The 24,426-nt window shown below is 49.2% G+C and carries 24 protein-coding genes and 1 pseudogene; 13 read left to right on the top strand and 12 right to left on the bottom strand.

What is annotated here, in order from left to right; translation table 11 throughout:
- The first annotated feature begins 201 nt into the window (after positions 1–201).
- Together parA and SSARUM_RS24170 are read left to right on the top strand one after the other, a co-directional pair.
- Positions 202–828, top strand: a complete 627-nt coding sequence (gene parA, locus SSARUM_RS24175; protein ID WP_128885023.1) for a ParA family partition ATPase — start codon at positions 202–204, stop codon at positions 826–828.
- On the top strand, positions 825–1,028 hold the full coding sequence (locus SSARUM_RS24170) for a plasmid partition protein ParG (protein ID WP_128885022.1): 204 nt from the start codon (positions 825–827) through the stop codon (positions 1,026–1,028). Before parA ends, SSARUM_RS24170 begins: the two co-directional genes overlap by 4 nt.
- Positions 1,029–1,060: 32 nt before the next feature.
- On the opposite strand, the gene SSARUM_RS24165 is transcribed toward SSARUM_RS24170, so the two are convergent.
- Positions 1,061–1,339, bottom strand: coding sequence for a helix-turn-helix transcriptional regulator (locus SSARUM_RS24165; protein WP_128885021.1), 279 nt, complete (start codon positions 1,337–1,339; stop codon positions 1,061–1,063).
- A 168-nt stretch (positions 1,340–1,507) separates the two neighbouring features.
- Positions 1,508–1,998 (bottom strand): annotated as a pseudogene (locus SSARUM_RS24160) (tyrosine-type recombinase/integrase); the annotation flags it as partial.
- A 99-nt stretch (positions 1,999–2,097) separates the two neighbouring features.
- Between SSARUM_RS24160 and SSARUM_RS24155 the strand changes: the two are divergent.
- Entirely contained in the window at positions 2,098–2,319 is a 222-nt protein-coding gene (locus SSARUM_RS24155) for a hypothetical protein (RefSeq protein ID WP_128885020.1), read from the top strand.
- 528 nt (positions 2,320–2,847) lie between these two features.
- Here SSARUM_RS24155 and SSARUM_RS24150 read toward each other — a convergent pair.
- The 5 genes from SSARUM_RS24150 to SSARUM_RS24130 all read right to left on the bottom strand — a co-directional run bounded on the left by SSARUM_RS24150 (position 2,848) and on the right by SSARUM_RS24130 (position 7,077).
- Positions 2,848–3,657, bottom strand: coding sequence for a site-specific integrase (locus tag SSARUM_RS24150; RefSeq protein WP_128885019.1), 810 nt, complete (start codon positions 3,655–3,657; stop codon positions 2,848–2,850).
- A gap of 3 nt (positions 3,658–3,660) precedes the next feature.
- A complete protein-coding gene (locus SSARUM_RS24145; RefSeq protein ID WP_128885018.1) occupies positions 3,661–4,311 on the bottom strand; it encodes a hypothetical protein in 651 nt (216 codons plus the stop codon).
- Between the two features lie 1,155 nt (positions 4,312–5,466).
- Positions 5,467–5,760 (bottom strand): korC, encoded by a 294-nt coding sequence (locus SSARUM_RS24140; protein WP_128885015.1) that lies wholly within the window; start codon positions 5,758–5,760, stop codon positions 5,467–5,469.
- 15 nt (positions 5,761–5,775) lie between these two features.
- Positions 5,776–6,564: a hypothetical protein gene (locus tag SSARUM_RS24135; protein ID WP_128885014.1), complete on the bottom strand. Its 789-nt coding sequence runs from the start codon at positions 6,562–6,564 to the stop codon at positions 5,776–5,778.
- Positions 6,565–6,576: 12 nt separating this feature from the next.
- Positions 6,577–7,077, bottom strand: a complete 501-nt coding sequence (locus SSARUM_RS24130; protein ID WP_128885013.1) for a HEPN family nuclease — start codon at positions 7,075–7,077, stop codon at positions 6,577–6,579.
- Positions 7,078–7,360: 283 nt separating this feature from the next.
- On the opposite strand from SSARUM_RS24130, the gene SSARUM_RS24125 reads away from it, so the two are divergent.
- The 5 genes from SSARUM_RS24125 to SSARUM_RS24105 all read left to right on the top strand — a co-directional run bounded on the left by SSARUM_RS24125 (position 7,361) and on the right by SSARUM_RS24105 (position 13,183).
- Positions 7,361–8,431 (top strand): hypothetical protein, encoded by a 1,071-nt coding sequence (locus SSARUM_RS24125; protein ID WP_128885012.1) that lies wholly within the window; start codon positions 7,361–7,363, stop codon positions 8,429–8,431.
- Positions 8,432–8,433: 2 nt separating this feature from the next.
- Positions 8,434–10,683 carry a KAP family P-loop NTPase fold protein gene (locus SSARUM_RS24120; RefSeq protein WP_128885011.1) on the top strand — a complete coding sequence of 750 codons (2,250 nt, stop codon included), beginning with the start codon at positions 8,434–8,436 and terminating at the stop codon, positions 10,681–10,683.
- A gap of 320 nt (positions 10,684–11,003) precedes the next feature.
- Entirely contained in the window at positions 11,004–11,174 is a 171-nt protein-coding gene (locus SSARUM_RS24115; protein WP_161568993.1) for a hypothetical protein, read from the top strand.
- A 48-nt stretch (positions 11,175–11,222) separates the two neighbouring features.
- Positions 11,223–12,164 carry a hypothetical protein gene (locus tag SSARUM_RS24110; RefSeq protein ID WP_128885010.1) on the top strand — a complete coding sequence of 314 codons (942 nt, stop codon included), beginning with the start codon at positions 11,223–11,225 and terminating at the stop codon, positions 12,162–12,164.
- A 212-nt stretch (positions 12,165–12,376) separates the two neighbouring features.
- Positions 12,377–13,183 (top strand): Shedu immune nuclease family protein, encoded by an 807-nt coding sequence (locus SSARUM_RS24105; RefSeq protein ID WP_128885009.1) that lies wholly within the window; start codon positions 12,377–12,379, stop codon positions 13,181–13,183.
- 332 nt (positions 13,184–13,515) lie between these two features.
- On the opposite strand, the gene SSARUM_RS24100 is transcribed toward SSARUM_RS24105, so the two are convergent.
- The 3 genes from SSARUM_RS24100 to SSARUM_RS24090 all read right to left on the bottom strand — a co-directional run bounded on the left by SSARUM_RS24100 (position 13,516) and on the right by SSARUM_RS24090 (position 15,393).
- Positions 13,516–13,851, bottom strand: coding sequence for a DUF1493 family protein (locus tag SSARUM_RS24100; RefSeq protein ID WP_128885008.1), 336 nt, complete (start codon positions 13,849–13,851; stop codon positions 13,516–13,518).
- The gene (locus SSARUM_RS24095) at positions 13,845–14,300 is read right to left on the bottom strand and encodes an STM2901 family protein (protein ID WP_128885007.1); all 456 of its coding nucleotides are present in this window, start codon (positions 14,298–14,300) and stop codon (positions 13,845–13,847) included. Before SSARUM_RS24095 ends, SSARUM_RS24100 begins: the two co-directional genes overlap by 7 nt.
- A gap of 97 nt (positions 14,301–14,397) precedes the next feature.
- The gene (locus SSARUM_RS24090; protein WP_128885006.1) at positions 14,398–15,393 is read right to left on the bottom strand and encodes a DUF6685 family protein; all 996 of its coding nucleotides are present in this window, start codon (positions 15,391–15,393) and stop codon (positions 14,398–14,400) included.
- A 309-nt stretch (positions 15,394–15,702) separates the two neighbouring features.
- Here SSARUM_RS24090 and SSARUM_RS24085 point away from each other — a divergent pair, with 309 nt between their 5' ends.
- The 5 genes from SSARUM_RS24085 to SSARUM_RS24065 all read left to right on the top strand — a co-directional run bounded on the left by SSARUM_RS24085 (position 15,703) and on the right by SSARUM_RS24065 (position 21,596).
- Positions 15,703–16,389, top strand: a complete 687-nt coding sequence (locus SSARUM_RS24085; protein WP_128885005.1) for an SOS response-associated peptidase family protein — start codon at positions 15,703–15,705, stop codon at positions 16,387–16,389.
- 197 nt (positions 16,390–16,586) lie between these two features.
- The gene (gene umuD, locus SSARUM_RS24080) at positions 16,587–17,003 is read left to right on the top strand and encodes a translesion error-prone DNA polymerase V autoproteolytic subunit (RefSeq protein WP_128885004.1); all 417 of its coding nucleotides are present in this window, start codon (positions 16,587–16,589) and stop codon (positions 17,001–17,003) included.
- A gap of 2 nt (positions 17,004–17,005) precedes the next feature.
- Positions 17,006–18,268: a translesion error-prone DNA polymerase V subunit UmuC gene (gene umuC / locus SSARUM_RS24075; protein WP_128885003.1), complete on the top strand. Its 1,263-nt coding sequence runs from the start codon at positions 17,006–17,008 to the stop codon at positions 18,266–18,268.
- A gap of 76 nt (positions 18,269–18,344) precedes the next feature.
- Positions 18,345–20,318: an acyltransferase family protein gene (locus SSARUM_RS24070; RefSeq protein ID WP_128885002.1), complete on the top strand. Its 1,974-nt coding sequence runs from the start codon at positions 18,345–18,347 to the stop codon at positions 20,316–20,318.
- A gap of 567 nt (positions 20,319–20,885) precedes the next feature.
- Complete coding sequence (locus SSARUM_RS24065; RefSeq protein ID WP_128885001.1) at positions 20,886–21,596, top strand: replication initiation protein; 711 nt, start codon at positions 20,886–20,888, stop codon at positions 21,594–21,596.
- 211 nt (positions 21,597–21,807) lie between these two features.
- Here SSARUM_RS24065 and SSARUM_RS24060 read toward each other — a convergent pair whose 3' ends face one another.
- Both SSARUM_RS24060 and repA read right to left on the bottom strand, forming a co-directional pair.
- On the bottom strand, positions 21,808–22,677 hold the full coding sequence (locus SSARUM_RS24060) for a hypothetical protein (RefSeq protein WP_128885000.1): 870 nt from the start codon (positions 22,675–22,677) through the stop codon (positions 21,808–21,810).
- Between the two features lie 885 nt (positions 22,678–23,562).
- Positions 23,563–24,426 (bottom strand): incFII family plasmid replication initiator RepA, encoded by an 864-nt coding sequence (repA, locus tag SSARUM_RS24055; protein ID WP_128884999.1) that lies wholly within the window; start codon positions 24,424–24,426, stop codon positions 23,563–23,565.

Here is a 24,426-nt window from a genome sequence, read left to right as displayed (position 1 = left end):
GCCTTAAAAGATTACAGAATCATAAAATCATAGGATTTCATAATTACAGGATTACAGGATTACAGGATTACAAAATCATGTGATTACATATTTACATAATCAAATAACTATGTGATTCTAATCGGAGATCCGCCAAGGATTACAGGATTACAGGATTACAGGATTACAGGATTACAGGATTACTCTACAGTGAGGTTATGTATGAAAACTAACGTTATTTCATTTTTGAATGGTAAAGGGGGGGTCGGGAAGACAACGACGTCTATCAACGTTGCAACCTGTCTGGCGAGACAAGGTTTCCGCGTAGTTGTTGTCGATACAGATCCACAGGCAAGTATTGGCAACTGGTATGAGGAAGATAAATGCAAGTTCGACCTGGCGGAAGCGTCTTCTGAGAAGGAGGTTTACACCGTTCGGAAACAGCTCACAGGTTATGACTTCATCATCATCGATGGCGCCGCGGCAATCTCGGCAATCTCATCGGCTGCAGTTATGGTTAGCGATCTCGTTTTAATCCCGGTAACACCTTCCCCGCTAGATTTCGCAGCATGCAGCGCAATTATTGCAGTTATAGAGGCGAGGCAAAATCTACAACCTATAACAGCCAGGTTCCTGATAACCAAAAAAGTGTCGTCTGCAAAAATGCTGGAAGTCCTCAAAGAATCCATTGCCGATACTGGCATCCCAGCATTAAAAACCGGGACAGGCCAGCGGCAGGCATACATCAGAACCATGCTGGATGGCGGCACCGTCTATGATACGACAGACAGCCAAGCGAAAGGAGAAATTGATGTAATGACCAAAGAAATCCTGGAGCTGATCCAATGAAGATGAAACTGGGACAACATAAACAGCTGAACCCGGCTCTGCAGGCTATTCAGGCCCCTAAGGGGCTGACGAAGAAACTGCAGATGAATATCGACGAAGACCTGCATAAGAGATTTAAGCTAGCTTGTCTGAAACAAGATAAGGAAATGACCGAGATCACTATAGAGTTGATTGGTAATTGGCTGAAAGATAATGAATAATCATGTAATCCTATAATTATTTAATTATAGGATTATACAATCCTGTCATCGTGTAATGATGTAATCTCAGACTCATATAATCCCAGAACTTTCTCCGCAAACCCCTCATCCAGTATATAGAAATAGCACTCCGGCACGTTGAGCACGCGTGCCAGGGCGCACATCGTCGTGAACGCCGGCGTGTAAGTACCGTTCTCGTACTGGGAGATCCGCGAGCGGGCGGTGGACTCATCGATACCGGCCAGCACACCGAGTTTTTCCTGGGTGAGTCCGGCTCGCCGGCGCGCGGCTTTCAGTCGTTGAGGAACCATAGGCAGTCGTCAGATAAGGGATTGACGACATGTTTAGCATCACTTAACATCAAACTTGTTTAGAGTTACTAAACATCTGAGACACCAACCATGCAGTACGCCAGAAAACACCAGGGAAAAAAATAGGCCGGTCATTTGACCGGCCTGCCTGTTTCACCTATCGGCCATTCAGCGCCGACCTTTAAGGATCGCCACCGCCTCTGCCCCCGGCATCGAGAATTGCACGCGCTGCTGCGCCGCCACATCCATGGCGAACACCTTGGTATACACCTCCGTCGAACTGATTCGACTTGTGTCCCATCAGACTTTGCAGCACTTTCAGCGGAATCCCGTTATACAGCATGTGCATGGAGTAGGAATGACGAAACGAGTGCGGCGTCACCGGCACAGAGAAGGTCACCCCGTCTGCTGCAGGTGTGCCGGGTGCGGGCGGTGCGGTCAGTAATCTCCCAGATGCACGCTTTCTCGGTTCTGCCGGTACGCCTGACTGCCGGCGGGAGTCCTCCCGGCCGTTTCCCCGCTTTCTCCGCACGCTGTTTGAGTGTCGCCAGCTGCACAAACGGATAGGGTGGTGCCAGTGAAAAATCACCCCTGGTCAGGGCCAGCGCTTCGTTAATCCCCGCGCAGTTAGACATACAGGTCATTCTGTCCAGTTCCCTCAGTTGCATCTAGCACTTTTTGACGCGGCTAACACCTTGAAACCCACGGATTTATCCCCATATTCTCAATTCCACTAACCAATAGCTCTGGGCTTTTATATGACTAAAAAAACTTTAACTACCGCCGACCATAAAGGTATGGAAAACCTGATCAATGCTGCTCTTGATGGTTATAAGAACGGAACCTTGTCGCGTGACAGCGCTATGAATTCGCTGGCTCACGTCATGGCTGCAATCGATGTTGGTAACTATGCAGAAGCGCGGAATTGGTTCAACAATCCGGGATTACTGGATGACACCGAAAAACGCATTAACCCGTGAAAATCTATGTACCAAAATCATTCAGTAAGGAAACAGGAGAGAGTATGCATAAGCCGCTTAGAAGTGATGTATTAACAGGGCTTTATCACATTTATTGCATCGGCCAGTGCAGAATCAACTACGGCACGATGACCGCTGATGTTGAGATAATTTCGGACAGTGAAATTGTCATAAAGCAATATCACGAAAATATACCAGCATTTAACACTGTCCACAGAAGCCGCGATGGTGGCATAACGTGGGTTTTAGAGTAAACAGTCATACATTTAGGCCGCGCCAGCGGCCTTTTTTACGGCTCTCGTTTAATTACCCGCGCCGTTAGACATTCAGGTATTCTGTCCAGCTCGCGTTCCTCAATGATAAACCTTCCACTGACGCCCCCCGGGGACGCACAAAAAATGCTATCCAGCCTGGACATTCCGGCACTTTCGGAAAAATTGTCCATCAAAAATTTTTGCTGATCGTATTTTTTCGTTGAGGTAGAACGACAATCCGGAACAGTACAGGATGCCTTTATGCAGAAGGGGTTTACTGCCCCGGACTCAGGGCCTTCAGCATGCTGACCGCTTCGGCCTCAGGCATCTGAAACTGCACCCGGTGCCGCGCCGCCACATCCAGCGCAAACACCTTCGTATACACCTCGGTCGAGCTTACCGACTTGTGCCCCATCAGCGCCTGCAGCACCTTGAGCGGAATGCCGGCATACAGCATGTGCATCGCGTAGCTGTGGCGGAAGGTGTGCGGGGTGACGGGCACCGAGAACGTCACGCCGTCGCGCGCCGCGGCATCAACCGCCTCCGCCAGCCAGCTGCGCACCGTCCGATCGGTGATCGTCCACAGCCGCGCCTTTTCCATCCGGCCGGTGCGCGCGTTGCGGCGCTCGAGCGGAATTTTCAGCGTGGCCACCATCGTCTGCAGCTGCGCGACGTACTGCGGATCGGACAGCGGCACCACGCGCGGCGGCGTGCTGGCCGCCGGCAACCGGCCGGCGCCGCGCGTGGCCTTTTCCGTGCGCTGCTTGAGGGTGGCCAGCTGCACGAACGGGTAGGGCGGCGCCAGCGCGAAATTCTCGCGCGTCAGCGCCAGCGCCTCGTTGATCCGGGCGCCGCTGTTCCACAGCGTGGCCAGCAGCAGTTTGCGGTGCAGATCCGGCACGTAGTGGAGCAGGGCGCTGATCTCCGGCGCCAGCAGGTATTTCGGGAGTTCGTCATGGACGAGAGCCATCTGGCGCAGCGCCAGCGCGGCCGGGTAGTCGATGGCGACCGGCAACGAAACGCCAGCCACCGACGGTTGCGCCGGCATCGCCGGGTAGAATGCCGGCACCACTAAACCGCTCATGTATTATTCCTCATCCAGTCGTTCCTCATTTCTAAACTTTCGCCCTTCACGCCAGCTTTGCCACAGGATTTTCTGCGGCGACCAGTCGTACTTGTCGAGGCGAGAAGAGGGCATGCCGGTGAGTTTGCGCAGACGTTTGGCCAGCAAGAGAGCCCGCAGGCCGAGGCGTGCATACTGATACTGCCTCTCTCGATAATAGCTGTCATGCCTTGAGGAAGTGTCGACTTCATCGCGGAAGTTAATCGAACCGCGCGCTTCAGCTTGCAGAACGCTCATTTCCCGCACCCGGTACATGATCGGGGGAGGCAGGGCACGCCAGTCACCGGTCACATCATCAAATTCAAGGGAGTACACACTGACAGTAGGCCGGAATTCATCTCCTTCATCCCGCCTGCCATCATCTTGCGAGACTTCCGCACACATTTCCGCAAAGTCTTCCAGCTTGAATACCAGCTCCGTGGCGATGAAATAACGCTCCCCCGCGAGTTTCTGCTCAGCGGCCGCCTGCTCCCGTTTGCGGGTAAAGCGGTGCGTCAGCCCCACACCACCCAGCGCCGCCCCGATGGACGCCACCGCCGTGATGATCTGCGGCCACAGGCCGGGGCTGTCTTTGACGATCTTCACGCCCTCGGTGGCAATAAACCAGTCACCCATGTGTGTTCCTTATTGAGTGTAAAATCCTGTCTGCCTCACAGCTCTTTAATCTCCCCGGACAGCATTACGGAAATATGCTCAATAGTGAGTACGCTTCCTCTCTGTTGGATAAATCGATTTCCCAAATCTCCCGTAGGGATGAGCACATTGAGGAAGGAAGCGGCCAAAAGATCATTGACCAGTTGCAGCCGAAGGAAACGATCCGTCGGGCAACAACGTCACCGTTTACTGTAATAATCAGATATTGGGTAATAGGTACATCGTCGTCATCGGTGCTCAGCCTATTCTCATAGAGGGTGACTGTTTTATGACCGTCAGCAATCAGTTCATCAATCACGTCCTTATAAACCATCCTAGCTTTACCCTCTAATAAAATTATCACTTCCCGCAATCACCTTACCCCTTCCCCTCAGTGACGATGATCGCCCTCGCAGTTTCCTGCCGTAAACATCACTCACATTATAATAAGCAGCCATATAGCCACGTCGTTAAATTACCGGACGACGGTTTTCAGGTGATCCGACTTTCTGGATTATGGCAACTTTCCGGAAGTGTACCACGGCGTAAAAATAATCCCAGCGCGGTTGTCGGCCAAAAACCGCCGTTAACGATCACCCCGGTAAAACACAATATATAGAAGAAAACGCAGCTTAAGCGGTGCCACATGTTGTGGTTTCCGGGGTAGCGGGGCAGTGTGACGATCCGCTGATCCGAAACAATGAGTTTTCGGATCTGCAGAGAGGGAAAGAAGAATTATTGCTAAAAAGTCACAAAAACCTGCACATTGTTGCGAATTGGGGATTATTGCCTGATGTGCAAAATTCTTTAATGACTAAGCCTTAAATAGCAACAAAGAGGAAAGGAAAACTTTTTTTCAGTTTTTTTTTCTAACCGGCCTTAAAGGCCGCCCCCCTGGCAGTAAATATTTGCAGATAAACACAGACATTAAGGAGAACAATATGTCTACATTAATAACTGCAGTATTAGCTGTCATCTATACCCTAATCGCCATCGGCCAGTTCATCTGGGCAATCGTGGTCGCTTACCGTGGTCTAACGTGGTTTTTGACCAATTTTGACGACCTTCTTCATATCTGGAAACGAAACTGGCGATTCCAGAGACGTTTCATACTCAGACGCATCTGGAAGCGTATCTTTAGTCACTGATAATGTTATCGAGCGGCATCCCCAGTCCAGCCATCCAGCACAGACAGCACCAGGTGGTGTACACCATCCGGGTCTGACCGGATTTCCATTTGCGGATGGTACGCTCGTCCACCGCCAGCCGGTGGGCCAGCTGCATGTCGGTCAGGGGGATCAGCCCCCGGACCACGGCGATGTCCCGGACCGAAGGCATCTGCCAGGTCTCTGTGCTGGCCAGTGTGTAAACGTTAAACGCATTGGTTTTGACCAGCAAGTGGATGTGCGCCAAGTGTGCTTGATTGCTCATCGTGCCATCCACCTGTCAGGAGCCACTGAGGCCAGGAACCCGGTGCTGCAGAAACTCAATTCTGGCAATGGCCGATCTGGACACAGATTTTCCCTCACAGTCTATGCCGAAAGTTGCGTTCCCGTCCGGCGGGAGGTCACGGACTGATGTATAGGCATATGCCAGAGCTGTTTCAAGAACTCCTTTTTCATAAACAATCTCCCCCTCGAACCAGACAATACAGGGATGAAGCACTCTGAGATAATGCGGTTTAAGATCGTGACCATATTTCTCCTGGTAGGCATTACAGACATCCTCGACCAGCTCCGGCAGCCAGAGGTAATCATGCTGTCCATTTTCACTGGCGTTAAAATGTAATTCCCGGACTAGATGACCATAAGGTCCCCAGTGCATTTTATCGCCGGTTCTGAGCTGAAACATCTCGTCCGGGACGCCCCCCGGAACATCCCATTCCCGCAGGTTTTTACGGACCATCTCACTCGGGGCCAGCTCGAGCAGCATTTTCATGGCGAGTGGCTCTGACTGATTTAGCGCCAGTAACCCCGCCGGAAAAGTATTACCGGCGAAAGTCCGGGTACCATGAAACCACAGAGCTCGGGTGAATGGACCAGGTTCGCCCAGTTCCGCACAGACGTACTCTCTCAGGTAATGGGGTGCATCAACCAACAAGCGAGGATTAAGCTCGTAGATACTTTCAAGATCGAGCGAAAGCAGTAATTTTTTCAGCTTTTCTGGGCTACAGCCAAACCCGGCAGATAATGTATGCAACGCCTGAGGTCGTGAGGAACAATCGAGAATCAACATTGTGTAAATCCCTTACAAATCCAATACGTTAACAGCTCTGGCTCGACGGCGGGCCATATTGTCGAGCAGCAGGGTCGCATAATATTTCAAAAAGGGTAAAAGCTCCGGAGCGCTGAACCTGGCGTAGACGTCCCCATCTCCCTGGGATTCCCTGAAAACAATCCAGTCTACAAGGTGTGCATCGTTGACTGACTCTACCTGGACACAGAAATGAGCCACTGAATTCCGCATCTTATGGATCAACTCCCGCAGGTTCATTTCGGGTCCGGGCAGCTGTGACTCATGTAATCCCATTTCAGCTTTAAGCTGCAGCGTTAAACGTTCGGCAGGCAGGAAAGAGAGCGCCCTCTCTTTCGGTAACACGATAAGACCCAGAAGGCAATTCAGGGTCAATGTGTAGTTGTACTGCTCCCTGAATGGCTTGCCCTGCACCTCAATCATTTCGTTATATTGATCAATAAGCGCCAGTGTTCGCTGAACAAAATCGGTCTCAAAATCTGAATAATTTCCCATTTAACCCTCCCGTTCCGGTTCGAGAATCCACTATATCATCCGGTCAGCCTGACGGCTCAGGTACGGGATTTCCGATTATGGGCTTTTTCGGATCTGCGACGCAAAAACGCCGACCGCCGCACTCAGCTTCGCTAGCAGACCGCGAAATTGTTAGCAATGGTTCATTGTTGCAACCATAGTAAAAGGAAGCTAGCTGCATTGGATAAAGCATTGTAATTTCCATTTCTGCTTTATAGGATGTTGCTATCATCACAATAGATTCCTATGACAGCAGGACACCGCCATGCTCAGCCAGCTGAACCTCCGCTTTCCGAAATCCCTGATCGCCGCCCTGAAAAACCGCGCCGCCGCCGAAGCCGTGCCGGTCAACACCCTGGCAGAACGTCTGCTGCAGCAAACGCTGGCCACTTCGGTCGCCGGCGACGAATACCGCGCGCTCTGCGCGGCGCCGTACACCACCCTGGGCCAGCTGTACCGCAAGGTCGTGCGCGCGGAAACCGTCGACGGCCAGGCGCTGAGCCGCGCCGAACTGCGCTGGCTGTTCAGCCAGGCGCAGATCGCCTATCGCGATGGCCGCGGGCCGGTCAACCGGGCGCCGCTGTCCGCGCTGCTGCTGATCACCGATGCGCTGCTGGAGACGGCGGTGGGCGGCGGGCTCGATGTCGATCCCCACTATTACCGGCGCACCTTCGGCCTGCGCGGCGAGGACTGGCTGCAGGCGCTGCGTGACCGCTTTACGGCCACATGCACCCCGCCGGCCGGCAGCGCCGAGTTCTTCGCCCGACCGCTGGCCAGCGGCGTGCTGAACCTCGATGACTTCAGCGACGAGGCGCTGGCCCGCGCCTGCACCCCGGTGCGGCTGCGGGCGATCTTCCCGCTGGCGGTCGCCGCGCAGCGCGCCGACGATCCGGCGCTGGCCGAGTACCTGGCGCTGACCGTGCCCTTCGTGGAGCGCCAGCAGCTGATCGCCGCCGCCGGCGAGCTCAGCGCCACGGTGGAGATCGTCGCCGGTCAGGGCGCCTATCCGGGCGCCGACGACGGACTGCCGCCGTTCCTGTCCCTGCACATCAGCGGCGCGGTCTTCCAGTCGACCTTCGGCTGGCCGGTGTTCGCCGAACTGCGCCGCCTGCTGCGCGCGCGTCAGGACGGCGATCGCACCCGCAGCTATCAGGGGCGGCATGTCTCGCTGCATGTGCCGGAGAGCGGCGACATCGGTCTGGTGCTGCCGAATTTGCGGCTGCGGCTGGCGCCGGACACCTTCACCGCGCTCGAGGCCGAGCTGCTGGCGCAGCTGGAGCACCCGTCCACAGCCGCGGCGCTGGCCGAGCTCGCCGCACTGTACGGGGATCTGTAACCATGACGCATTCACCGCAAGAAAACCGCCAGGGGCAACATCCCGATCGCGCCATCCGCAATAACGACGAAGACCGCTATGGTTTCACCCACATTGCCACCGAGTTGGCCCGCGCCATTAAGGAGATCGGCCGGGAGGGCAGTGCCGTGATCGGTATCGAAGGCGCCTGGGGGACGGGGAAAACCAGCCTCCTTAATCTGCTGCGCACGGCGCTGGATAAACAACAGGAAGCGCGAACCTTCGTGCTGAATATTTCCCCCTGGCTCGATGGCAGTGATACGCCTCTGGTGGCGTCCTTACTGCTTCCGGTAGCTGGCATCATTGCCGAGGAAGAAGAACGTCGGCTTTCAGCGAAGGAACGGGCAGCCCTCAAAAAGAAAAAAGCGCTGACCGGTACCGCCAAGACGCTGATGGACTACACCCGGGCCACCGCCCGGAATCTGTCGCCTGTCGCTCAGATCGCCGCGGTCATTCCCGGTGTCCCCGATGCCAGCGGCGCACTGAACGCCGTGGCAGACTCGCACTGGCTGAAAGAAAAGGAAAAAACCACGGCCGACATGCGCGCCGAGATTGCTCAGAAAATCGAAGAGCTGGATCTGAGCTTCATTATCCTGCTCGACGATCTCGATCGCCTCGAACCGGCCCAGGCCGTGGAGGTGATCCGACTGGTGAAGTCGGTCGCGGATTTTCCCCGCTTCCGCTACCTGCTCTGTTATGACAAGGCGGTGCTGTCACAGGCCATCAGCCAGGGGCTGGGCGTCACCGACGGGAGCCTGTACCTGCAGAAAATTGTCCAGATCTCATTCGGACTGCCGCGCCCGGAATCCTTTGCGCTGCGCCAGCAATTTCGTGATGATGCCATTGAGTTATACCAAACGGTGAATAAATCTCCCCCGGAGAAGGGCATACTGGATGACCTGACGGCAGTCGCGAATATTTATGGCGCCATGCTGAAATCGCCCCGGGAAGTCCAGACCGTTCTAAATGCACTACGGTTCCGTTATGCGGGCATACGGGACTATGTGTATTTCCCGGATCTGTGCTTCCTGCAGCTGCTCCGCACGACAAATTCGGGTCTGTATGACTGGGTGGAAGAATACCTGTCGGAACGGAACGTGGTGCAGACCGGAGATGGCCATGTCAGTAAAGAGGAGCAGAAAGTCCTGACAGACAACCTTAAGCAACACCTGATGCGGTATTTCCCGGCCAAAGCGCATTCCATCACGGAGCTGAGTGAATGGGTCCCGGGGATCTTAGATGGACTGACAGTGCATCCCGATAAACTCTTTGTAAGCACCGGTCCGCAGGAAAGTGCTTGGCTCACAGCAGGGAAGCGGCTTGGCAGCCAGGCATACTGGCGTTACTACTTCGCCTTCTGCGCGCCACAAAATATCCTGTTACCGGAAGATTTTGACCAAATCTTCGCGCTCGCCGGCCAGCATGACCAGCCTGAAAAGCAGCAGGAACTGGCACAACGCCTGCTCGGTCATATCCAGAGAAAAAAGAACTTATCTTCCCGCACCTGGTTTGAGCACATGCTGGCCGAGCTAACATCCCCCCAGATTGATTCCAGAACGCTGGCCGAGTGCCAGGGTCTGCTGCAGTTCTTCTTCGACAACGGGGATGACATGGTGAAACGCTATCGGCAAGACAACGAGTGGTTTGAGCTGCAGGACCTGGATACCTACAGCGTGGCCGATCGGCTAATCCAACGAATGCTACGTGAGGATGTCACATCTACCAATAAGTTCCTGACTGCGCAACTCCAGCTTGGGAAAGCCTGGTACTGGGGCGCTGAGTATGTCCGTCACCTGCTGTGGCAACATGGGATAGTCGGAGACAGAACGGGCCATCAGCTGGAAGAGTGGATGGAGCGGAGTAACGTCGTCATCTTACAGAAAACCATGGGGAAGAGACTGAACAGCCCGGCCATCACCAAACAGTTGGCGGCCTTTCCCCTGCTGAATAGATATATCTGGGCATGGCGTGATATTAGCGGGATCCAGGCAGTACGGAAATGGGTCGATCGCCAAGTCAAGAAGGATGAGGCTTTTCTGAGCGTGCTGCTGCAGCTCCGGTATCATGGCTTCAGTAGCGCGCATGGGTATTATCAAGCGCTGCCACTGACTAATATGACTGAATATCTGGGCGAGACTCAGAAAGTGCTAGCGCGTATTGAACACATCAAGCAGGCCGGCAAGTTCGCGGAACAGGTTAAACAGGTCGAACAGTCGATCAGTAGAAGCCGTTAATCACCGTGGAATTCATTGTGGTTGATCGCGGGGCAGGGCGCCAACGACGGCCTGCCGCCGTTCCTGTCCCTGCACCTCAGCGGCGCGGCGACAGGGAGGTTAAAAAATTTGATAAGTTCATGTAACTTCTGAACCCTACCACCCGATAGTCTTATCAGCTTGGTATCGAGCCCTTGGCAGAAACACTCTATGCAAAGCAATAGCATGAAGCCACCGCTTTGCAGATAGGCTCTCCTTTAGGAAAGTTTGACGACCTTCGTAAAAACGCGCATAATTCGTACATTAAGTAGGTTTTGAAAGACTAACTTCAGGTGATTGCGATGGCAAACCTTTCAGCGAGAAGCATTAAACAGTTACAGCATGAGCTCTATGAAAAAAGGCTTCACATGATCGAAGCAGGTGAACGTGAGCCTCAACCATTTTCACCAAAATCTGACTTTGGTCAGCTGAAGTCTACTGCAAAGCTGCAGAAAAAATTCTCGTTTGCCTAATCATATGATTACGTGATAATAAGCCATCTTTTTTAAGGTGGTTTTTTTATGTCAGAACATATGAGTCCGTTGGACCAACTCTATATCCTTAACGCTGAACTAATGAAGCATGGTGATAAATTCACGTCGCCAATCGTGACCGTAGGCGGTCAGGCTGTGCACTACTGGGTGGTATGGTACAAGGATATTTACTCCGAACATCCCCCTATTGATTATATTACTTCCAATGATATTGATGTGACAGCACGGAATATCGACATTTCAGTAATATCATCAGTATTAGATGTACCCGTAAATTATAATGATGGCTCACCACCTTCACTGGCAATCCTGCCGTTAAAAAACATAAAAGACGGGAAAATTAAAACATATTTTCATAAAAAGTTTGTCAATAAAGAAATTTTCGATGACCGTCACATTGAAGAACCCAACATTGTGGATGTCCTGTCGAGCGCTTCATATCTTACTCCCTCTGATTTTAACGGCAGAAAACTTATTATCAATACAGAAGTTTTTCATTTACCCATGGAGAAATTTCAATATACAGCTCATGATAAAGTCAGGGTTTTGAATCCCATTACTTGTATGGCATCAAGGTTTCACAACGTCACTCAAGGGGTTAAAAGAAATGTAGTGCAAGAAGTTGCCCGTATAAAGGCATTGATGGTTCCTGTGGTTGCATTTATCATTGAAAAGTTTTTCATTGAAGAATTTCGTAACGGCCGTAAGTTTCTAGATCTGTTCGTTAGAGAAGTAGGGAAAACAGCTTATCGTAGATTTATAGTAGAACATCAAATTGATATCATCAAGATGCTTGAACTCATACACTCTGAATTATCCGAATCAGGAGAATTTGAAGAAAATAATCATGCATTCCTAACAAAAGAACTACCAAATACTATTCATCAGCTATCGTTACAAATCGAGCGCAAAAAAGCACAGATTCATCGCGAAATACTTACAAAAAACAAACAGCTTCAACGAGGTTAAAACTGGAATTACAGTCATGACTAAAGAGATATCGGATAACCTCGCTCACCTAATAGGAGGCATCAAGAATAATACTAACTGATGTAGGCCATCGAACCGCTTCGCGGCATACTCGTAACAGCTAGATTACAAGTAACATTGAGTTTTTATAGATTAGAATGAGTTAAAAATAGTTACTATACACAATCCTAAATTTAAAAAACGGAAATCTCATGTACATTACAGGTCAAGAAATAAACAAAAAAAAGCAAGAGTATATTGACTTGCTAAATAAAAATGAAAAAGAACAAGTTTATCAAACCTATCTTGAAGAAAATACAATGTTTATTCCTAGAGAGTTTGAACAGAATCATGGAATTCATTTCTGTACGGTATTCAGAAAATTACCGTTATCGAGTGATTATAAACCAGACTTTGTGTATCTTTCTAAAAGCTCTGACAACTGGAATGTAATTTTAGTTGAGATAGAAAAGCCATCTTCAAAATATTTCAAGAATAACTCCACAACTTTCCATGCTGACTTTAATCTTGCCTTGCAGCAAATGAATACATGGAGGGCTTGGTTTGATGAAGAATCCAATAGAAGTCACTTCAAAAATAATATATTACAAGGCTTCATTGAACCTGCTCACATGGGTAAAAATCCTTTTAACTTCAAGTATGTTTTAGTGCATGGACGTAGATCAGAATATGAGAATAACACACAGAAAACAGCATTAATAAGAGGCCAGCAACGAAGCGACTTCTCAATAATTTCATTTGACAGTTTGGCTGAAAATATTGAAAAAAAATACCCATTATATGTTGCATTAAAAAAGAACAGCCACTATGAGTTAATATCAAAAAAGTTTGTTGATGAAGGTCTATTCTCATGGGTAAATACGGACTTACTAGCTATATCACAAGGAATATACGATGATGCGATGGCACAATCAAGTAGTTGGAATAGCCATGTAATCAAGGATGGAAAAGCCGTCAAAGTCATGGAGGAAGTTCTTCCAAAAATAAAAATAATATAATATGGTTCGCATAATGACGTTATGCTAAAGAGGCCGCTGCGGGAGAATTTTTCTCAGCGGCCTTTTCAACATAGGGGTCAGTTTGGAGATCGGAAAATTTTGTACGTTAAGAGCATTATTTAACCAGTTGAGGTCACCTGCCTGCAGCTGCGACACGCGAGTGGTAGGCCACGCCACGCCACGCCACGCCACGCCACGCCACTGGATGGTGCCCAGCAGGTCGTATGCCCACAAATGAAATACGGCATAATAAATTTCTTGCTGCTCAGTGTCCGACATGCCGACGATTGATACGCCTGGTATATCCCTGACTGAACACTGCATAGCTGGCGTCAGTACAACCAACGCCCAGCCTTGGCGGACTCGATAAGCATATTGACGGTAAATTGGGGTACTTCGGGGAGCTCCTTTTCACGCCTAAACAAATTTTTGAGTAATGTCCCCATCGGCGGATCGGGGTAATAGGTTTTGATATTGAAGCTGGCCTTATCGACTGAGAACTTTTCAAAAAAATCCTCCATCAGCCCTTCTGCGTCAGCCCAATCCATGCCAATGTCAGCATCAATATCAGAACCTGGTGTTATCTCGGGTGAACAGCCAGTGATGACCGTACCATAATGCTTTCTGACGAGGGCGATTACCTGCTCTTCAAGCGTCTCGATTACCATAAGCGATCCTCAGCACGGGCGATTTTGTTATAGGCTACAACGCTTTCGACGCCGATCCGTGAGACATCATAGGCGAGAATGAGCCAGCCGACGACCGGTACTGTCCGGCCAACGAAGGTGCCGATGTTCGAGATCATCTTTCGCCTAATGCCTTCCACGGGATTACCGATAAATGTTGGTAGCTGAATTCCATACGGGAATTTAGCGTTCCCAAAGACCTTTCGTGAAGCCACACTGGCGAGTGATGTTCCCTTTTTGGCTCCGGCAGGTTTCTGCCTGGTCGGTAAAATAGCCATGCCTGAGACGATGGCCGCTACAGCCCCCACATCACCGACGCCCAGCTGCTGCATGGTTTTATCCACAAAAACCCAGAAGAACAGCTCACCAGCGCCAAGGCGCTCCATTCCAGCGTAAAAATAGGTGCCACCTAACTCTTCAACAGTATCCATACCCGTTTCCTTGGCTAAATATGTTCGTAACATAGCCAATGGTAGAAAAGTTATCAATGTTCAAAGGATGAACAGGGAGGTAAGACCAGGAACAGGTTTAATTTACTTCTCGGGATATTGTTTCAGCCGTCTGGGTCGCCAGCAGCTTCAACTGTTTACCGAAATCAGGGAAACCCGCGGCGGAAAGTACATCAGCAACAGCATTGGCTCTGGGGTGGCTACGATCAAGCCAGACGAGTTTGAGAGCTATACCTGATTTGTCCGCATCATGCATGTGACGCGGCAAATCTGAATTACCAAATGGGCATTCAAAAGCATTCATGGCATCTAAAAAGCTGCAGAAGAGTTCGTCTGCCGGAATAGCAAACAGGTGCCATTGCTGACGTAAAGCGGAGGCCATCCTCGCGTTAACACTGTAGCGACAGAGTCTGCCGGTAAGTGGAACCGCAATGCCCAGGCGGCATGCCTGATAGCGTGCAGCGCCAAAATGGTGTGAGCCACCTTCGTTCAGCCAGTAGAGCCTCCGCTCTGCCCACAGATATTCAGCAAATCGCATCCGGTCGAGCCGTAATTCCCTGTGACTCATATTTTTCCACAAGTACTCTTTAGTCACGGGTTCAGCCAGTTCACGGCATCTTAGGATGGGAAATTCATCAATGTCCCGGATATCATGCTCCATAGATTTCGATGCCGACATTCCCCGGATATCCGTGATGTCGCATGTAAAATGAGGGACATCTTCTTTGCTAATCAGCTGCTGAAGCTCGGGAACAGCAAGTGAATGACTTTCGAGTTCGCGCTGGTAGCCCAGTTTGCGGTAGTCGATCGTCCAAGGGCTAGAATGGAATGATGGCAAAGGTGAAGACATCCAGTCCTGCCAGTAAACCACAGACCGTGTCCAGAACGTGTCGACAGGGGCGATGAGCGGACAGGGAATAAGCTGCCCGGAAGCAATCGCATTCTCCAGGCGGGCAGGCCGTCCCAGAGAATGCATAATCCCTTCGTATACCCTGCCAGCTATGCTGCGCCAGAAAGAAGGTCTGGCATCTGCCGGCAGATCGACAAATTTACTTCTTCCCGGATCATCACTCATAGTTTCTTCATCTCACCCCTCTATATCTATAAAACCTTACCACATAGAATATAAATATAAAAATCAAGCAAATAAATAAATTAATAAAAGCCAGTCCCGAAACCATCCAATAGCCACCAATGGACGCAAGGAACGCCACAAAGACAAAGAAAATAGAGATGAAAAATAAATTTCTAATCATGGAATAAAAACCAAACCCATAAAATACAGTATTTATAATACTATCATAATAATCGAGTTGAATTTATATATATTGTGCAAGGTTTATAATAATTTTCTACACTTAGTTTATTTAAGTCAGGAGGCGCAATGTGCGGCCGTTTTGCACAATTCCATTGCCGAGACGAATTTCTCACCGCCCTGGCGCTTGATACGCCGGTTAGCACCGCCGGCGACTGGCATGCACGGTATAACGTCGCCCCCGGCACGCCAGTGTCGGTGTTTCATCACCACGATGACCAGCTGCAGCTGACGCTGGTCAACTGGGGCTATGCACCGGAATGGTGGCGTGAACAGGGAAAACCACCGCTCATCAATGCCCGCGTTGAAACCGCGGAGCACAGCCGGATGTTCGCCCCGCTCTGGAAGCATGGCCGCGCGCTGGTGCCGGCATCGGGCTGGTACGAATGGAAAAAGTCGACGGAGAATCCACGGCTGAAGCAGCCCTATTTTATCCGTGGCGCCGTTTGCCAGCCGTTGTTCTTTGCGGCGCTGTACGTAGCAGCCAGCGACGGCAGCGGCAGCTTTATCATTATCACGGCCGCCAGTCATGCCGGCCTGGCGGATATTCATGATCGACGTCCTCTGGTGCTGCCACCCGCTGCCGCGCGCGACTGGCTCGATACCAGCTTAGTTCCGCCCTCTGGCCATATGCATGCTGACGTGTACAGCCTGCAAGCGGAGGATTTCAGCTGGCAACCGGTCTCGCCGGCTGTGGGCGCCGTTCGCAATGACAATCCCTCACTCATCCTGGCCATTGATACACCAACGGTCTGAACTGCGCGTTATCCACAGTTTTGGTGGATATCATGTGTGCAAGCACACATGAGGAACGCCAAAAGCTGCAGAAAAAAATCACTCAGAAAATTATTATATTACGTCGGATCTCGCTACGAGACCCGGTTTCAGGCTTGCGTGTGCGCACGTTTCGTTTATGATTTACTGTATATATATACAGATAAATTATTACTATTATGAATGCCAGAGAATTGTACTTTTTTTCACCAGGTCAACCGGTCAAACTCCCGCTATACGGGACACCATGCCCGGCAGGTTTCCCCAGCCCTGCCGACGATTACATAGAGCAATCCATTGATTTAAATGATTTTATTAGACACCCGGCCGCCACGTATTTCATCCGCGCAACGGGTGAGTCAATGAGCGATGGCGGCATACTGTCAGGAGATTTGCTGATCGTAGATCGGGCTGAAAAACCCGTGCATGGCAGCATCGTGATCGCCGCGGTCGACGGTGAGTTTACCGTCAAGCGGCTGCTGCTTACGCCCAAGGTTTGCCTGGCGCCGATGAATCCCGCCTACAGTCCTATTTATCCCGAAACGCTGGAAATTTTCGGGGTAGTGATCCATGCCCTGCACTCGTTCGTGAGGTGACCATGTTTCTCTTGGCTGACGTCAATTCGATGTACTGCGCCTGCGAACAGGTTTTCCGTCCGGATCTTAAAGGGCGTCCAGTGGCTGTTCTTTCGAACAACGACGGCGCCCTGGTGGCAATCAACCGCGAGGGAAAAAAGCTCGGCCTGAAACGTGGCATGCCGTTTTTTCAGGCCAGAGAAATCATTAAAAATCAAAACGTAACTGTCTTTTCAAGCAATTATGCCTTGTACGGCGACATGTCGGCACGCTGCATGACGATTTTAGAATCCCTCGCGCCGGCGATGACGATCTATAGCATCGACGAGGCATTTCTTCACGTTGCCGGCATCGATGCCACAGAGTCATTCGAAGACTACGGCCACCGTGTGCGTAATACCGTTCTACAGCAGACAGGCCTCAGCTGTGGCATTGGAATTGCGCAGTCGATGACCCTTGCAAAGCTGGCTAATCACGCCGCAAAAACCTGGCCGGCTACCGGCGGTGTGGTTGATCTGACAAACCGCGATCGGCAACGACGGTTGATGGCGCTGGTGCCGGTCAGCGAAGTGTGGGGATGTGGGCGCCAGTTGACCAAAAAGCTGGCTGCGATGGGGATCACGACTGCACTGCAGCTTGCCGACAGCAACCAGGCGTTGATACGCAGGACGTTCGGGGTTGTGCTCGAGCGCACCGTGCGTGAACTAAACGGTGTGCCGTGTATCTCGATCGATGCGCTGCCGGCAAAGCAGCAGATCATCGTCAGCCGGTCATTTGGCCAGCGCGTCACGCAGCTGCAGGACATGCGCCAGGCGGTGTGCCAATACGCCGAGCGGGCCGCCGAGAAACTCCGCCGAGAGAGGCAATACTGCCGGCACATTTCAGTGTTTGCACGAACCAGCCCATTTGCACCTCATGAGCCTTATTATGCCAACAGCCACAGCGTCCAGCTCATGTTGGCCACGCAAGACACCCGCGACATTGTTGCGGCGGCTGTGAAAGCCCTCGATGCGATCTGGCGTGACGGTTTTCGCTATCAAAAAGCGGGCATCATGCTTAACGATTTCTGTGACAAACCCGGCCAGATCGATCTCTTCGACGAACATCCACCGCGCGCCGGTAGCGAACAATTGATGAAAGCCGTCGATGGCATAAATCACTCCGGGCTGGGGAAAGTCTGGTTTGCCGGCCAAGGGATAAGTAAAACCTGGAAGATGCGCCGCGAATTACTCTCTCCCTCCTACACCACACGATTAAGCGATATACCGATTGCCAAAATAATTTAAAATGTAAACTTGTATATTTATCTGACCTCGGAATTAAATTATAATATAAACGAAAAAAACAACTTTGAGGTTAAAAATGAAGTACCGTAGTGATATTGACGGCTTACGAGCTATAGCTGTCGCTTTAGTCATTTTTTTTCATGCGGGACTAAGCCAATTCCCTGCAGGATTCATCGGTGTTGATGTATTTTTCGTCATATCGGGATATTTGATATCCAAAATAATTTTAGACGGAACTAATGACCAAAAATTTAATTTAAGTGATTTTTATACTCGTAGAATTTGGCGACTACAACCATCGCTGCTACTCATCGTTTTCATTTCTATAATTATCGGTAGCATTTTTTACCTTCCAGCCGATTACAACACGTTCCTGCACAGCGTAAAAAATGTTCTGTACTTCACATCAAACCAGTATTTTTCTGGTGTAACAACTAGTTATGCTTCAGAAGACTCCAGCTACTTATTGTTGCTTCATACATGGTCTCTCTCTATTGAGTGGCAATGGTATTTGACATTCCCTGTAATTCTGTATTTTACACTAAAGTCTTATCAAAAAGACAAAGTCGCTTTAGCAAACTATGTGATTACAGCCGTTTTTCTTATTGTTTCTTTATACCTATCCTATACAACTAGTAAAGTGAGATACTATGATTTTTTCTCGCGTTGCTTCGAATTGCAAATTGGCAGTTGCATCGCATTTACCTCATTTAGGATAGAACATAAGCTATCCAATATTGTTGGTATCGTATCACTATCTCTAATTATTACTCTTTCAATGTCTCCAGAATTAATATCTGGCTACCCAAATGGGTATACCCTTGTGGTTGCATTAGCAACTGGCGCTATAATCCTCTCTGGTGAATCATCCAGATCCTATGCATCGAGGTTGCTTGCATCAAATTCTCTCGTAGCCATTGGTAAACGCTCATATTCTCTTTACCTATGGCACTGGCCTTGCCTGGCATTGTTGCATTATATGGATGTGTTTAACGACTCACTTCTGCTTATTTCATTACTTACATCATCATTACTCCTTGCGTGTGTTTCTTATAGTTATATAGAGATGCCCCTGCGGAAATGCAATAAAAACCTAAAAGCATCAATACTTTTATTAATTGTAACGCCATTATTATTAAGCATTGTTCTATATTCTGTTGCAAAAAATCAAAACTACTTCCCATGGCGATTTGGAAGTTCATTTAACACAGCAACAAACCTTGAATTAAAGTACAAAAAAATGTCGGGACATCGTTCAGATTGTCTTACAGATGAAATCGAAGGAAAATATTCAAACGAACACTGTACGTTCGGAGTTGAATCCCCAAAAAAGACTGCATTCTTCATTGGAGATTCAAACTCTAATCACTACTGGATGTTCTTAGAGACTTTAGCAAAAGATGCTAATTTAGCAATTACTGCAAAAAGCACAGCAAGTTGTTTAACGTTGCCAGGTCTCTATCAGTTTGATTGGTGGCACTTTTCTAATACAGTTTATGAAACTTGTCATGAAAACACTAAGCAATATTATGAACAAATAGAAAATAATAAATATGACTATGTTATTATTGGTGAGCTATGGCCAATGTATGTCAGCGATAAGATTATAAATAATCAAGGAGATACCCGTACCTTAGAACTTTCAAAAGAGAGATTAAGCTCTGCTATTAATGAAGCGCTTACAATCATCGAAAAAGCAGGCTCCACTCCGGTGATAATGAAAGAAATATTTAATAGACCAGACGGCTATGAGTTTTGTTTGAAAAGGAAACTGATAGGAAGAAATGATTTTGAAAATGGTGAATGCAACTCACTTCGCAATACTAAGCCTTCTCCTTCATGGTTTGATGAAAAATTTGAAGAATTAAAAAAATCACATCCATCTCTAGTGATTATTGACATAAAAGACGTTCAATGTTCAGAGACTGGATGTGCTACAGAAGTTAATGGAGTGAGCGTGTATAGGGATGTTGGCCATCTCAACGATTATGCATCACATGTTTTTGGTCAGATGTATCTCCAATCGAAAGGAAATCCTTTCATCAAATAGCAACCATAGAGGATCTTAAAGGATCCTCCCCCCCCGATCCTGCTAAGACCAGTCTTTTTTCGAAGCTGGACGCACCACAGGAGCCTAGATCGCAACGAGCCGTTGCGACACTTGGCTTACAGACAAAGAGCTACCATGGGTTTCTGAGGCAGGATCTGAGCTGTTGAGGCAGTGATTTGGGGCCCACCGGTTACCCGGTGGGTGCTACTGCAGTTCCATGAAGGAAACTTTTGGTATTTCCCATAGTTTAGATATCAACATATCCACAGTAATGTTTTTTAAAGATTTTTTTGATTTTTAAAGATTTTAAATGCTTTTTAGACATGCTCTAAAGCCTTGTCACGCTTGCCTCTCAGGGCTGTCAATATGGGAAACGGATAAAGCAGGTATGGGAAACAGCCAAAGTTATTGTGGGTAAAAGCTTAAGTTGGAATGGGAAACAGCTAAAGTTTCTATGGGGGATAGCTAAAGTTAATTCAGGTATGGGAATCACCAAAAGTTTGCCTTGACCATGCTATAAAACGAATGTAACTATGGGGTAAATCCAAACCACCCATAGAACAACATATGACTGAAAATAAAGGGATTGTGAAAACCAACAGACCTGCCATTGCTCAATCAAACGAGCTAACGGAAGCTGCCTATTATCTGTCATTACAGGCTAAGCGAGTCCTGTGGTTGTGCCTCATGGAAACTTACAGACAAGACGAGCATCCAGGCACGTTCACTGTCAGGGTCGCTGATTATCAGCGCCTGTTTAAGGTTAGCCAGGCGACTGCAAGCACTGATGTTAGGAAAGGTATTGACGCGCTTTCCAATAGCTCTGTTACCTTTTTCCCATCGGATGGTGAATATGAAGAACGTAAACGCCCCTGGCTTGCTGAGGCAGGCTTGAAGCGAGGAAGGGGTTCATGGAACATAGAATTTAACAACAAGGTAATGCCGTATTTGCTGGACCTAAGCAGTCAATTCACGACCTACAACCTTTATGATTGCGGCCGAATCAACAGTGTGAGGGCAATCCGCTTGTACGAAAGCCTATGCCAGTATCGAAAGTCCGGGATCTGGATCACCACCGCGGATTGGCTAGCCGAACGTTATCAGCTCCCACAGTCACAGCGCGATAACTTCGCCGAGATGAAACGCACATTTATCAAGCCTGCACTGGAAAAGATCAGCAAAGAAACCCCTTTGATGGCCACGATGTCTGAATCTGGTGATGGCAAACTTATTTTCACGATCGTAACCAAAACCCCTGAACCAGCCCATCTACTTTAGCCGTTTCCCACATACTATGGCCTTTAAGAACATGTGCTATTTCCCATACCCTGATAGCACTACTTCAAGAACCTACTTTAGGTGTTTCCCATACCTGAATCTGTCTGGTCTGCCTTCATGCTAAGATCTTATTTGACGACCAAATAAAAAATCCGCATAAGCGGCTTTTCCTTAGAAAGGAAAACCAACATACTGATTGATATCTATTTTGTTAACCTAACAAGTTATTCTGCAAACTTACTTCTGCTTCGTTAATCAACACTTGGATCAATCTCACCAGCTCAAGAGTGAGCTGTTCAGCAGCTTCAAAACTTAACTTTAAAATGTTTATTTGCCCTTCTCCAAGTACATTCTGCAAAGATACCCGGCCAAAGCCTTCTTCATGTCGTCGCTCCCTCAATAACTGCATAATACGTTTAGTCACGATCGTAGTGATATCAGGAAAATCGGGGTTATCAAATACATGGCCATGGTTTTTAACTAAGGTTTCCCAAGAAAAAAGAATGTCGTAGCGTGAGGCAAATCTGGCCTGCTTAGGAGGAAAATGCCATAAAACGATGAACGGCATACCTCTTTTCATACATAATTCAAAATGCCGCTGCCAAACGTCAGGAATTGCCCGTCCTTCGCATAACAGGTAGTAATCAGACGGTTTGAAGGATGTATCGCTATCAACATCTGGCGCCGTCCGCGTTGTTCTGAGTTGAGTTTGCCAATGTTCTCGAAGCATGAGCTCCAGGGGCGGAATTATGATGCATAACCAGCTTAAAGGAATATATACAGCGATCGGCGGAACGGCAGTATTGCGTGCACCTTCTACGAACGGCCGGCAAGTCTCAGCGATCTCTTTAGCCTTTGCGCAGTTCTCGTTCGAAGATAACCAGTCTAAGAACGGAAGCGGCACGACCTGGCATAAACACCCCCAGCTACGCCCATACTTATAGAGCTCCCAGCCAGGCACTCGCAGATAATGACGTTGCACATACAACACCAGTTGCTGCGTCAACTCATCCTGAGACGTTGTTTTAACTCGAAATCTTTTGCGCGGTTTGATAAGTAGATCGATGAACAACGTCGCCATAAATGCCTGTCTGGTTAAGTTAGTTGCTAAATTCCTAATATACTTAAGATTTATCCTGATAGCACCCCAAACCCCTTGAATCAATCGCCAACATACCCTGACTTTGAGCAAGCTCTAAATTTGATTGATCACTTATCGATCAGATTAAGAGGGTAACAGGTAGGCGACAGATGGGCTAAACAGATATCAGCGACAGGTTAGGGTCGCCGGTAGCCCGGCGAAGCCGGTTCGATATTTTCATAGAGCCTCAATCCTCCCCTCGCCCTGCTAGACCGAGCGAGCTTACAGCGCTTCAGGAGCTTCTGTACGCCGTCGGAGTGGGTCCAGCAAGGCTATGCCGCAGCTGGAGCGTATCTCCGCGTTAGCAGCCCGTTAGGGCTGGTTACGGGCGTGTATCTTGTTCTTATCGCTATAACAGCTACGTAGCGGCTTTAACTTATGTTTCTTAATGGGGCCCGTTGCGTAGCAATGGGAGGTACTCGATACCGAACCGGCGCGGGCTATGCCCGCTGCAAGGGCGGACATTTTTTGAGTCTGTCCACAGGGCAGACGATGAATAGGTTTTATTTTTATATGAAGAAAAGAAAGGTCTTTAAAAGAAGAATTCATTAGTTCTTTAAAAGGAACCACGCACCTTAAAACATACACGTTTCGCACTCTATGGATCTATCGATTGTAGCTTTGTGGAACTTTCCCTTGCAGTTATATGTGTATAACTGTTCTGATTACATCAGTTGATTGTCGGTGATAGGTTTTTCTATATTTTCACGCCTACCTAGCGGTGAATAACACGACCACGAGAAGTCGTTTTGTGCAAATTTTCAACAGCTGTGTATGATAGGCGTGACGGGTCCTCCGGCGTCAACCGGATCATAAAAAGGTGGTTCAGGTGGGATCAGGTACCAGGCGGGTGTAGTTTCCCCTAGACATGAGCATGCGCTCTTTAACTCGTCGCTTCACCTCAGTGAAGACTGCAGCCTGGTTGCCAATGAAACGCCCTTCAGCGATCTCACGCGTCAGCTGTCGCTTCACTATGGTTTCAATATCGCGGCGAGTGCGCTCGGCATCGCGGCGAGCTCGAGCGCGACGGAGTCCGTGTGCCTTACGTTCGGACTGATAGCTGCGGAAGCGTTCGCGCACGAACCGCCAGGCTTTTGCGATCAATTCGTCCATTCCAAGGCGTGACAGGTGCTGTTTTTCACGCTGCTTATTTTCCCATTCCACACGACTACGCCGTGCAGCTACAACAGCTACGTCGGAAACGTCTAGAGCAGAAAACAGCGCCGGTGTGAAAGTAATATCGGTCGGGATGTTACAACCTATCTGCGGATCATATTCCGTATGATATGTAATCAGCCCGAGTTCGGACATGAAGAACAAGGCTCGTGTCGCCCGAGTGATAGACAAGTTGCCCTTATGGGACTCCGTGGCTAATCCACATTCGATGGCCAAATTTGTGATAGATCGCTGTACACGATTAGCTAATGGATCATAGTGGAAACACATCCCCTGCAACAGCGCATCAATCGCCCGCCGGCGAAGAAGCGGAGGCATACGGCGGCGCTTACCAAGCGATCGCGCAAAGGCAACGTGCATAGAGAAATCAAAACGGGATGTGAAGCCTTCGGCTTTAGCCATCAGCTTGCGACAGAACGGCAGCGTATTCTTCCCTTCACGCGGTGTAAATTCCGGATTCGGGTTCTTGACCTGCCGATAATGAGTAAATTGGTTGTTCGACTGTTCAGCCAC

The sequence above is a fragment of the Serratia sarumanii genome (assembly GCF_029962605.1).
Lineage (GTDB): Bacteria > Pseudomonadota > Gammaproteobacteria > Enterobacterales > Enterobacteriaceae > Serratia > Serratia sarumanii.
The sequence above is the reverse complement of the archived record's forward strand: the minus strand, read 5'-3'. Positions and strand labels throughout refer to the sequence as shown.